At 63.1% G+C, this 11,345-nt stretch carries 8 protein-coding genes, 1 tRNA gene and 1 pseudogene; 2 read left to right on the top strand and 8 right to left on the bottom strand.

Annotated elements, in window-relative coordinates; all coding sequences use genetic code 11:
• Nucleotides 1-401 precede the first annotated feature (401 nt).
• The 3 genes and pseudogenes from AWB83_RS11370 to AWB83_RS11360 all read right to left on the bottom strand — a co-directional run bounded on the left by AWB83_RS11370 (nt 402) and on the right by AWB83_RS11360 (nt 2,508).
• On the bottom strand, nt 402-1,205 hold the full coding sequence (locus AWB83_RS11370) for an inositol monophosphatase family protein (RefSeq protein WP_244197669.1): 804 nt from the start codon (nt 1,203-1,205) through the stop codon (nt 402-404).
• A 573-nt stretch (nt 1,206-1,778) separates the two neighbouring features.
• Nucleotides 1,779-2,224 (bottom strand): annotated as a pseudogene (locus tag AWB83_RS11365) (IS630 family transposase); the annotation flags it as partial.
• 77 nt (nt 2,225-2,301) lie between these two features.
• Nucleotides 2,302-2,508: a DUF6471 domain-containing protein gene (locus tag AWB83_RS11360; protein ID WP_087045305.1), complete on the bottom strand. Its 207-nt coding sequence runs from the start codon at nt 2,506-2,508 to the stop codon at nt 2,302-2,304.
• 3 nt (nt 2,509-2,511) lie between these two features.
• Here AWB83_RS11360 and AWB83_RS11355 point away from each other — a divergent pair, with 3 nt between their 5' ends.
• Nucleotides 2,512-2,991: a hypothetical protein gene (locus AWB83_RS11355; protein WP_087045303.1), complete on the top strand. Its 480-nt coding sequence runs from the start codon at nt 2,512-2,514 to the stop codon at nt 2,989-2,991.
• Between the two features lie 657 nt (nt 2,992-3,648).
• Here the strand turns inward: AWB83_RS11355 and AWB83_RS11345 are convergent.
• The 5 genes from AWB83_RS11345 to AWB83_RS11325 all read right to left on the bottom strand — a co-directional run bounded on the left by AWB83_RS11345 (nt 3,649) and on the right by AWB83_RS11325 (nt 10,217).
• Nucleotides 3,649-3,725, bottom strand: a tRNA-Ile gene (locus AWB83_RS11345).
• 133 nt (nt 3,726-3,858) lie between these two features.
• Nucleotides 3,859-5,913 (bottom strand): RNA polymerase sigma factor RpoD, encoded by a 2,055-nt coding sequence (gene rpoD, locus AWB83_RS11340; protein WP_087045299.1) that lies wholly within the window; start codon nt 5,911-5,913, stop codon nt 3,859-3,861.
• Nucleotides 5,914-6,373: 460 nt separating this feature from the next.
• The gene (gene dnaG / locus AWB83_RS11335) at nt 6,374-8,266 is read right to left on the bottom strand and encodes a DNA primase (RefSeq protein ID WP_087045297.1); all 1,893 of its coding nucleotides are present in this window, start codon (nt 8,264-8,266) and stop codon (nt 6,374-6,376) included.
• A gap of 33 nt (nt 8,267-8,299) precedes the next feature.
• Nucleotides 8,300-8,746 (bottom strand): GatB/YqeY domain-containing protein, encoded by a 447-nt coding sequence (locus AWB83_RS11330; RefSeq protein WP_087045295.1) that lies wholly within the window; start codon nt 8,744-8,746, stop codon nt 8,300-8,302.
• Nucleotides 8,747-8,990: 244 nt separating this feature from the next.
• Nucleotides 8,991-10,217: a BaiN/RdsA family NAD(P)/FAD-dependent oxidoreductase gene (locus AWB83_RS11325; protein ID WP_087045293.1), complete on the bottom strand. Its 1,227-nt coding sequence runs from the start codon at nt 10,215-10,217 to the stop codon at nt 8,991-8,993.
• Between the two features lie 99 nt (nt 10,218-10,316).
• On the opposite strand from AWB83_RS11325, the gene tsaD reads away from it, so the two are divergent.
• On the top strand, nt 10,317-11,345 hold the full coding sequence (gene tsaD, locus AWB83_RS11320; RefSeq protein ID WP_087045290.1) for a tRNA (adenosine(37)-N6)-threonylcarbamoyltransferase complex transferase subunit TsaD: 1,029 nt from the start codon (nt 10,317-10,319) through the stop codon (nt 11,343-11,345).

Here is an 11,345-nt window from a genome sequence, read left to right as displayed (position 1 = left end):
CTGGTATGCCCGGTAGCGGAAGTCGTTTTCAGCATATTCTTATAACCATGTCGGTGCCAGCCCGACAGTCGATTGCGTTCCCTCGACCAAGCGATCTGCAATCATGCACTCCGAATTAATTGATTACAGCAACGCCGCCTGCTTCCTGGTTGACACAAAGACAAACGACCGCCAGCGTGCGCTTATCAGGGCACCGCCGATTTCGACCGCTTGGATTTCGTCACCCGCGCCGCGACACGTTGCGGCCCCACAGTAGGATCGCCGCATGCGTACCACGTGGGCGGGCAGGCGGATATACGAATCGATACGGCCACGACAGTTCAAATCCTCACCCGTGAGTGTGAGCCAAAATCTACAACGTGAGCCGAAAGAGATGCGGCCTCGCCCTCGCTGCTTCACATTTACGGCTGGCCGAGCCACCGAGACGCTTCATCGTGCAGCGACTGCGTCGCGGCCGCAATGATGTTGCCTTCGAAGGTTTCATCGATGGGACCGCCAGACCATGTTGTGATAATGCCCCCGGCGCCATGAATGACGGGAACGATCGCCATGACGTCGTGGACCTGCAGGCCGTCTTCAATGACAAGGTCGACGTGACCCGAAGCGAGCATTGCATAACCATAGCAATCCGTGCCGAACCGGGTGACGCGTACTTCGCGCGCGAGCCTCACGAATGCTCGTTCAGCTTCGCCGGAAAACATGCGCGGATCCGTCGAGCACAGGCGGGCGTCGCGCAAATGCATGCACGCACTCACGGCACACGGCTCCCCGTTGCATGATGTGCGATCGGCGACGCCAATCCATCGCTCGCGCATGGCCGATACCTCAATCATGCCGCATACGGGACGTCGATCTTCGAGCATCGCGACCAGCGTCCCGAATAGAGGCAGGCCCGTCACGAAGCTCTTGGTGCCATCGATCGGATCGATGACCCAGCTGAAGCCATCTGCGATACGCCCGCCCTCTTCCTCGCCTACGAGCGTATGCGCCGGGTAACGCGATGAGATTATTTCCCGCAGCCGTCGCTCGATCGCGCGATCCGCGGTTGTGACAGGCGTTGAATCGCACTTCGTTTCGACGTCGATCTCCGTGCGGAAGTGCTGCATTGCGATGGAACGCGCTTCGTCGCCCAGTTGATCGAGAAATCGGTCGATGTTGGTGAGCGTCATGTGGTTCCCCTCTGCCATTTGCGAAACGATGCGCAAAATCCTCGCCTACGCTGTGCGGCGCGCGTTGCAGTGGGAGCGGGATCGTCGGGGCCTTTCCCATCGCGTAATCGCGTTGAAGCTTTTCGACTGGAGAGAAAGCGGTCGCCGACGCTAGAAATCGTCCGCGATCGATCATCGCTGCTATGTCCGCAGCGCTCAGAAGATCGGCCGGTCTTGGGCGCGCGATACTTGGGCGCCGTCATGTCCCCGCGTGCGATCGTCGTAGACGAGGACGCCGAACGGCAGACTCGCTCGTTGCCCCGGACTGTGTAGTGGCTGCCCATAGGCCAAAGTGTACCGGCCTGAGAACAGCGGCTTGTCCATCACGGAAGTAACCGACGCGCCAGGTATATGGATTGCTGCAATGCAGCGTCATTTCTCAGGTGACGACCTTTCGCCCGCGCTTCATGCGGGCGTTTTTTTGTCATGAAGATGCATTCGATAGGCGTTACTTAAGCGCGCGAGACTTGTCGGTGGACGCGCGGTAGTCCTTCGGCCCGCTTAGGCGGCTTCAGCCTATGCCTCGGCCACCCTGGGCCCGCCCTCGCAGAACGACAGCCATCACGGCCTCAGCTTTTTGTCGAGATCCTTGGTGCTGGTAAATACGCCACGTGCAATGACGTCGCGCTGGATGCGGGCAAACCAGTTCTCGACCTGATTCAGCCAGGACGAATACGTGGGGTGTAATGTATCGAGACCTTCGGATGGTCAACCAGAAATGTTTGAACGGCGTCGGTTTTGTGGCTGCTCACGTTGTCGCAGATCACGTGAATCTCCTCTCCTCGCGGCTGGGCCGATACGACCTCGGTGAGGAACGCAACAAACCGGGCGCTGGTATGGCGCGGCGCGGTTTTGCCCAGCACTTCACCGGTGGCGACATTCAATGCGGCAAACAGGCTCAGGGTGCCGTTGCGTTCGTATTCAAAGCCATGGCTCTCGGCGCGCCCGGGCGAGAGCGGCAACATCCGGTCCTTGCGATCCAGCGCCTGGATGGCTGTCTTCTCGTCCACGCAGAACGATGTCGACCGAGAGAGCGAAGATCAACGCCAACGCTGCACCGGCAGCGACCGATGCAACGGAGCGCTCCGCTTTGCTAGGCGGAGGTTTCCTCCTCCATCGCATCAAGACATGCAGGCATGAAGGCGGCCGAGAACCGCCTGCGGTTGATCTTCCGATTGAGCTGTGCCGCAGACTCCACGATCCCAAGGCGTTCGAGCCGCAGCGCCAACTCCTTGTAGCTGATCTTGCGCTCATTCATCGCCGACACGATGAGTTCTCCCGCCTTGCGTTCCCGCGACACGCCATGCTGATCAAATCTGAGCTTACCGAGCTTTTCGAACGCCTCGGCACTCCGCCTGCCGGCCAGAAACTCGTTCTCAACGCGAGAATGGAAGCACCGGTTCGCGAGGTGGCGTCGCGAGGTGGAAACGTCGTCACCGTTCTGGCAAGCCTGAAAATGGCGCGCGACATCCGGACCGAGAGTCGACATATCGAGTTCGCGGTGGCCGTGACCAAGGAGCACGCGAAAGACGTCCCGGAATACTACGCGCAGCCTTGTGAACTCAAGCTCAGTCTCGTAGACGAGTCGACTGGCGAAATCAGAAAGGTCGACGGGTGGAAAACCTCCTGCACCGCCGACTATTTCCTGCCGGGTGCGGGACCGCTTTCACCGGACAGCATCGACCGGCTCAACGCCGCTCTAGCTGATGAAGGCGCACTGTCGTTCTTCGAGTTGCTCGAAGCTCCATACGGGTTCTCCGCCGACCTCCTGAATCAGGCATAGAGGCTTCGGACAGCTGCCCAGAGCGGAGTCCTTCTCGCTCGAAATCGCCGCCGGTTCTCGGTTCCTGTTTGATGGCCAGGAGTTGACGATGGCGCTAGTCGGCGAGGAATCGATTGTATGCAGTCGGCAGGATGGCACGAACATCGAGCTTATAGGAGGCTGGGGAGGCTGGTTCGGGAGCTCGTGGTGCTGTGCGGCGGCTGGAGGACGTATAGAGCCGTCGAGATGAGGAAAGGCGGGATTGGGAGCCAGGACGGCGAGGAACATTCGCTGCCGGTGATCGGTTTGCGGCTCGTGGAGTGCTGAGAGCAGAGGTCACCGAAAACGTCCTGCCGAGAGAGCGGCGTTTGATTTTTCGGGGCGGCAGACCGCTGAATGAATCCGGGCATCAATTCATGAGTGTCGCGCCGGGACCGTACCATTTTCGTTACCTTGCCCTAGCGGGCGTGCGCCGCAGACAATCTCGGTTACTTTCGGCGGCAAGGCCGCTCGGCGATCGCGCGAAGGGGACGCGGAGGCGTCACGCTGCACGATCGCGAGCGGCGCGAGACTGCCAATAAAGCATAACGTGGCCCAACGGACAATAAAGCATAACCTGTCCAGATGGCCATTTTATGCTTAACGGCACACATAACGCATTGATTTTATTAAAAATTCTGGTGGGCCGGGTGGGACTCGAACCCACTATCGGTCGATTATGAGTCGACAGCTTATACCAGTTAAGCTTCCGGCCCTTCAAAGGCAGAGGGCAAAAAGAAAGCGCCGGTAGCGGCGCTTTCTGTTACTTCCGAACATTGCGCTAGGCGGCTCTCGAAGGGTAGCGAGTTTGCCTTACAACGCCTCTGAACACAAGCCCGACCCGTCGCGTCAATTGCCTTCGAGGAAAGACTTCAGCTTGTCCGAACGGCTCGGGTGACGCAGCTTGCGCAGCGCCTTCGCCTCGATCTGGCGAATCCGCTCACGCGTGACGTCGAACTGCTTGCCGACTTCCTCGAGCGTGTGATCCGTGCTCATCTCGATGCCGAAGCGCATGCGCAGCACCTTCGCCTCACGCGGCGTCAGCGAGTCGAGCACGTCCTTCACGACGTCGCGCATGCTCGCGTGCAACGCGGCATCGGACGGCGCAACCGTGTTCGTATCCTCGATGAAATCGCCGAGATGCGAATCGTCGTCGTCGCCGATCGGCGTTTCCATGGAGATCGGCTCCTTCGCGATCTTCATGATCTTGCGGATCTTGTCCTCCGGCATTTCCATCTTCTCGGCGAGCGTCGCCGGATCCGGCTCGAGGCCGGTTTCCTGCAGAATCTGCCGCGAGATGCGGTTCATCTTGTTGATCGTCTCGATCATGTGAACCGGAATGCGGATCGTGCGCGCCTGGTCCGCGATCGAGCGCGTGATGGCCTGACGGATCCACCATGTCGCATAGGTCGAGAACTTGTAGCCGCGGCGATATTCGAACTTGTCCACCGCCTTCATCAGGCCGATGTTGCCTTCCTGGATCAGATCGAGGAACTGCAGGCCGCGATTGGTGTATTTCTTGGCGATGGAAATCACGAGACGCAGGTTCGCTTCCGTCATTTCGCGCTTCGCCTGACGCGCCTTCAGTTCGCCCGCCGCCATCTGGCGATTGGTTTCCTTCAGATCCTTCAACGGCAACACGACGCGCGCCTGCAAGTCCAGCAGACGCTGCTGCTGCTCGCGAATCGCCGGAATGTTGCGCTCCAGCACCGCGCTGTACTCGTGGCCTTCCGCGACCACCTTGTCCGCCCATTCGAGGTCCGTCTCGCTGCCGGGAAAGCGCGTGATGAACTCCGCGCGCGGCATGCCGCACTTGTCGACGACCGTATGCAGGATCTGCCGCTCGACCTGACGCACTTCGTCCACCTGCGCGCGCAGTGTGTCGCACAGGCGCTCGACCGTACGCGCCGTGAAGCGGATATTCATCAGCTCGGTCTGGATGGCTTCCTGCGCCCTCAGATACGCCTTCGACTTGTAGCCTTCCTTCTCGTAGGCGCGGCGCATCTTGTCGAACCACTCGCTGATCAGCGCGAACTTCTCGAGCGACTGGGCCTTGAGGGCTTCGAGCTGCGCGGCGTTGGCGCTGGCTTGCGCGCTGCCGTCGTCGTCGTCCTCTTCCTCGTCGCTTTCCTCGTCCGCTTCCGCGTCCTCGGTCTCGATCGCTTCCGCTTCCTGCTCGGAGAAGCCGTCGGTGTCCTGGGCGTTCGGATCGATCAGGCCGTCGACGAGCTCATCGACGCGCACTTCCTCGTTCTGCACGCGCTCGGCCATCGCGAGGATGTCGGCGATGGTCGTCGGGCAGGCGGAAATCGCCATGACCATGTGCTTCAGGCCGTCCTCGATGCGCTTCGCGATCTCGATCTCGCCCTCGCGCGTCAGCAGCTCGACCGTGCCCATTTCGCGCATGTACATGCGCACCGGGTCGGTCGTGCGGCCGAACTCGGAATCGACGGTGGAGAGCGCGACTTCGGCTTCTTCCTCGACTTCGTCGTCGGACGAGGCATTCGGCGCGTTGTCGTTCAGGAGCAGCGTTTCGGCGTCGGGCGCTTGCTCATACACCGCCACGCCCATGTCATTGAACGTGCTGATGATGCCTTCGATCGCCTCGGTTTCCGTGAAGTTGTCCGGAAGGTGATCGTTGATCTCGCCATAGGTGAGGAAGCCGCGCTCCTTGCCGAGCTTGATGAGCGCGCGCAGCTTCGAGCGCCGCTCCTCGAGTTCCTCGACGGTGCCGGGCGCGCTCGACGAGAACGCGTCCTTCAGAAGCGCCTTCTCCTTCGCGCGGCGATCGCGGGCCTTGGCCTTTTCGACCTTCGCCGCGGGAGCGGCGCCAGACTCTGCGTTTTGCATTGCGTCGTCTTCGACGGATACATCGTTCAGCTTTTTCGTCATGGAGTTCGCCATACCGGCTTTAGTCTCGACTCGCGGCTGCTGGACAACAGCCGATGGAACCGTGAATACCCAATACGCGCACGCTGATTCGTCCTGCGTGCCCTGCCCGGGGCGCCATCGCGAATTCAACGAGCATGAATCGCTTCCTCGTCCTCACCGCAATAGCAGCCGCATCCCTTGCGCCCGTCTGTTCGTCGGCGTGCTTTTCCGTCCGTTTCGTGCGATTTATGCGGGACGCGCCACGTAAAAGCGCGCAACACCGCACCCCGAACAGCCGATTCAGCCAGCGCCTGCCTGCCTCCTTCCGAACCGGCCAACCGCGCCGGCCTTACCGCAAACCAACTCGAAACGCCCCTTGCCGGATGCGCTTGCGATCACCCGACCAGTTGCCGTACGTCACCGTTGAACAACAGTCAAAACCCTCAAACAGTTGACAAAAAGCAATTCGCTTTGAACTTTTTATTATAGCATTTCACCTTCCGCCGCCTTGGCTCGCGGTCCGTCCCGCCTTGATCTGCGCGACCCGCGCCGACAGCTCGGAAAACTCCGCGACCTCTTCCGCCGACAGTCTCGATTGCCGCGCCAGCTGATCCAGCCGCGCGCGATAACTGTCGTGCCGCAACTTCAGGACCGTCGCCTGCAACTCCTCCGCAAGCAGACGCTTCTGTTCCTCGACTCGCTGCGCCGCGTCCTCGTCAGATGGATCGCGCATCAGCAAATCGCGAACGTTTTCATCATAGGCGAGAATTTCCTGGAAGATATCTTCGTACGTGGGCGCATTTGCTGCATTTCTCAAGACGTCCGACAGCATCTGGAATTCCGCCTCGCCGCCCAGTTCACGCGCGTGACCGATCACCTCGCCGAAGAGTTCGCCGTGCTCGGTCATCGTCACGAGCGTGCGCTCGCCTTCCTCATCGAGCGATACCGCGATGCCCGGGTACATCACCAGATTGCGCAGCGCGCGCTGCTCCTGACCGGTCACGCGGCGGCGCTCGCTCTTCGGCACGTTGGCGCGCGCGACGGCGGCCGCGCGTGAATCGATGTCGCACAGCGCGGCGATCTCGGCGAACGGCGTATCCAGCCGGTCCGCGAGCATATGCAGGATCTGCACCCGCAGCGCATTCGCCGGCAGCACCTGCAGCAGCGGCTTCGCGTCGAAGAGCGCCTTCGCGCGGCCTTCGGGCTGCTCCAGCTCCTTGTCGTTGAGCACCTCGTTCAGCAGGAATTGCGACAGCGGCATTGCGCGGTCGACCTGCTCGCCGAATCCGTCCGTGCCGAACTCGCGCACGTAGCTGTCCGGATCGTGCTCGTTCGGCAGGAAGAGGAACTTGATCGTGCGATTGTCCGCCGCGTGCGGCAACGCCGCCTCGAGCGCGCGGCGCGCCGCGCGGCGGCCGGCCGAATCGCCGTCGAAGCTGAAAACCACGGTATCCGTCTGACGAAAGAGCTTCTGCACGTGAATCGGCGTGCAGGCCGTGCCGAGCGTCGCGACCGCGTTGGCGAAACCGAGCTGCGCCAGCGCAACCACGTCCATATAGCCTTCGACGACGAGCGCGTAGCCCAGTTCACGGATGGCGAGGCGCGCCTCGAAGAGGCCGTAAAGCTCGCTGCCCTTGCTGAAAAGCGGCGTTTCCGGCGAATTCAGATATTTGGGCTCGCCACCGTCGAGCACGCGTCCGCCGAAGCCGATCACGTTGCCCTTCACGTTGCGGATGGGGAACATCACGCGTTCGCGGAAGCGGTCGTAGCGCCGCGCCTGGCCCTGTGAATCGGTCTTTTCGCTGACGATCACGAGGCCCGCTTCCACGAGATTTTCATCCCGATAATCGGGAAACGCCGCTTCCAGGTTCTGCCAGCCGTCCGGTGCGTAGCCCAAGCCGAAGCGCGCGGCGATTTCGCCGGTCAGGCCGCGCTTCTTGAGATAAGCGATCGCGTTCGGCGCGCCGCGCAATTGCTTGCGATAGAAATCGCAAGCGGTCTGCATGACGTCCGTGAGCGCGACGCTCACGGCCTTGCTCGGCGCGTTCGCGTATCCCGCGTCGCCGCCGCTGCCGCCGCGGAAGTTGGGCGAAGGCTCCTGCGGCACCGTCAACCCCGCGCCGTGCGCGAGCTCCTTCACGGCCTCGGGAAACGTCAGCCCGGTGTGCTCCATGAGAAAGCCGATCGCGGTGCCATGCGCGCCGCAGCCGAAGCAGTGATAGAACTGCTTGGTCGGACTGACCGTGAACGACGGGCTCTTCTCGTTGTGAAACGGACAGAGACCCATGAAGTTCGCGCCGCCCTTTTTCAACTGGACGTAACGGCCCACCACGTCGACGATATCGACGCGGTTGAGCAGGTCCTGCAGGAATGCGTGCGGGATCACCGGATGGAGGCGCGGCTTGCGTGGCTCGTCGCGTTACTTGGCGAGCGCGGCCTTCACCTGCGCCGAAACGGCGGTCATGTCCGCCCGGCCGGCGAGCTTCGGCTTCAACACGCCCATCACCTTGCCCATGTCCTGCGGGCCCGCGGCGCCCGTCGCGGCGATGGCGGCCTGAACCTCGGCGGCGATCGCGTCGGCGGAAAGCTGCTCGGGCATGTACGCGGACAGCACGGCGAGCTCGGCGTTTTCCTTCGCGACGAGATCGTCGCGGCCGGCGGCCTGGAACTGGCTGATGGAATCCTTGCGCTGCTTGATCATCTTGTCGACGACGGCGGTGATGCCCGCATCGTCGAGCGTGACGCGATCGTCGACTTCACGCTGCTTGATTGCCGCGAGCAGCAGCCGAATCGTGCCGAGGCGCTCGGTTTCGCGCGCGCGCATGGCAGTCTTCATGTCGTCGTTGATCTGGTCCTTGAGGCTCATCGTTCACCCGGTGCGATTGCGAAAGTTTGGATTCCGGCCGGCGCCGGCCAGGCCGCGAAAGTAAAAGCCCGCTTGGGAACGCCTCCTCAAGCGGGACTTTTAGCGGGCCTTTCCGAGTTGCGGCGAGACGCGCCGCACCGAACCTGTTCACGCCAGCCAGAGCGGAGAGATTCCTCCGATGACCGTCTGAGTATAGCAAACGGGTTCACGTTTCGAGACTCGCCAAAACCCCGGGAAAGCGCACTCAGGCGGCCGTCGCGGCGCCCCGCGCGAACTCCGCGGCGGCCTTGCCCGCCGCGACGCCCGAGGCCCACGCCCACTGGAAGTTGTAGCCGCCGAGCCAGCCGGTGACATCCACCGCCTCGCCGATGAAATAAAGCCCCGCGACCCGCTCGCTCATCATCGTCGTCGAGGAGAGCTCGCGCGTGTCCACGCCGCCGCGCGTGACTTCCGCCTTGCGGTAGCCTTCGGTGCCGCTCGGCGTCAGCGTCCAGTTCGACAGCGACGCGCCGATCGCGCGCAAGGTGCGGTCGGGCAGATCGGCGAGACGCGCATCGACGGACACGCGCTGCGCCTCGAGCCACGCGTGCGCGAGACGCGCGGGCACGTGCTCGGCCAGAAAATTGCCGATCTGCTTCTTGGAGCCCGCTTTCGCTTCGAGCAGAAACTCGGTGGCGTCGAGATCGGGAAGCAGATCGACCTGAATCGGCTCCGACGTATTCCAGTAGCTCGATATCTGCAGCACGCCCGGCCCCGACACGCCGCGATGCGTGAGCAGCAGGTCTTCGTCGAACGCGCCGCGCGTCTTGCCTTTGCCCGTGGTGATGCGCACCGGCAGCGAAAGCCCCGACAGCGCGGCGAACGGCGCCCAGTCGGCGGAGGTGAACGTGAGCGGCACGAGCGCCGGACGCGTATCGATCAGCTTGTGGCCGAACTGCTTCGCGACGCGGTAGCCGAAGTCCGTCGCGCCGATCTTCGGAATCGACAGTCCGCCCGTCGCGATGACGAGCGCCGCCGCGCCGATCGCGTCCGCGGTCGTGTCGAGCGCGAAGCGCGTGCCGTCGTGACGAATCTCGTGCACGGCGACCGGACGCCGCCACGCGACGCCGCCCGCATCGCACTCGCCTTTCAGCAGGTCGATGATCGATTCGCTCGAGTCGTCGCAGAAAAGCTGGCCCTTGTGCTTCTCGTGCCACTTCACGCGGTACTGCTTGAGCAGCGCGAGAAAATCGCGCGGCGTGTAGCGCGCGAGCGCGGAACGGCAGAAATGCGGATTCGCCGAGAGGAAGTTGGCCGGCTGTGCGTTGATGTTGGTGAAGTTGCAGCGCCCGCCGCCGGAGATGCGGATTTTTTCGGCGAGGCGCTCGGCGTGGTCGATCAGCACGACGCGGCGCCCGGATTGAGCGGCCACGGCCGCGCACATCATGCCGGCCGCGCCCGCGCCGATGACGGCGATATCGAAGGATTCCATGGCGCGCATTCTAACCGCTGCGTCCGGATGCGTTTGGGACGGCAACACGCGCCGGGCCCGCCGCTGCTATACTTTTCTGTTACCTCTGGCGTCACTCCCATGCTCGTTCTTGGCATCGAAAGCTCCTGCGACGAAACCGGCCTCGCCCTCTACGACACCGAGCGCGGCCTGCTTTCGCACGCCCTTCATTCGCAGATCGCGATGCATCGCGATTACGGCGGCGTCGTGCCGGAACTGGCTTCGCGCGATCACATCCGGCGCGCGCTGCCGCTGCTCGAGGAAGTGCTGGAGAAGTCCGGCGCCGCGCGCGGCGACATCGACGCCATCGCGTTCACGCAGGGGCCGGGGCTCGCGGGCGCGCTGCTCGTGGGCGCGAGCATCGCCAATTCGCTCGCCATGGCGTGGGACAAGCCGACCGTCGGCATTCACCATCTCGAAGGGCATCTGCTGTCGCCGCTTCTGGTCGATGCTCCGCCGCCCTTTCCGTTCGTCGCGCTGCTCGTGTCCGGCGGACACACGCAGCTGATGCGCGTGACCGATGTCGGCGTGTACGAAACGCTCGGCGAAACGCTCGACGACGCCGCCGGCGAAGCCTTCGACAAGACCGCGAAACTGCTCGGCCTGGGCTATCCGGGCGGGCCGGAAGTGTCGCGGCTCGCGGAGTTCGGCACGCCGGGCGCGGTCGTGCTGCCGCGTCCCATGCTCCATTCCGGCGATCTCGATTTCAGCTTCAGCGGCCTGAAAACCGCCGTGCTCACGCATAGCCGCAAGCTCGGCGGTAACGTGTGCGAGCAGGCCAAGGCCGATCTCGCGCGCGGCTTCGTCGATGCGGCGGTGGACGTGCTCGTCGCCAAGTCGCTCGCGGCGCTGAAGAAGACGGGCCTCAAGCGCCTCGTCGTGGCGGGCGGCGTCGGCGCGAACCGGCAGTTGCGCGAGGCGCTGTCGGCGGCGGCGAACAAGCGCCGCTTCGACGTCCACTACCCCGATCTGTCGCTCTGCACCGACAACGGCGCGATGATCGCGCTCGCGGGCGCGCTGCGCCTGTCGCGCTGGCCGGAGCAAGCCGTGCGCGATTACGCGTTCACCGTGAAGCCGCGCTGGGATCTCACTTCGCTCGCGCGCGCCTGA

Source organism: Caballeronia ptereochthonis, assembly GCF_001545075.1.
In the GTDB taxonomy this organism is placed as follows: domain Bacteria; phylum Pseudomonadota; class Gammaproteobacteria; order Burkholderiales; family Burkholderiaceae; genus Caballeronia; species Caballeronia ptereochthonis.
The sequence above is the reverse complement of the archived record's forward strand: the minus strand, read 5'-3'. Positions and strand labels throughout refer to the sequence as shown.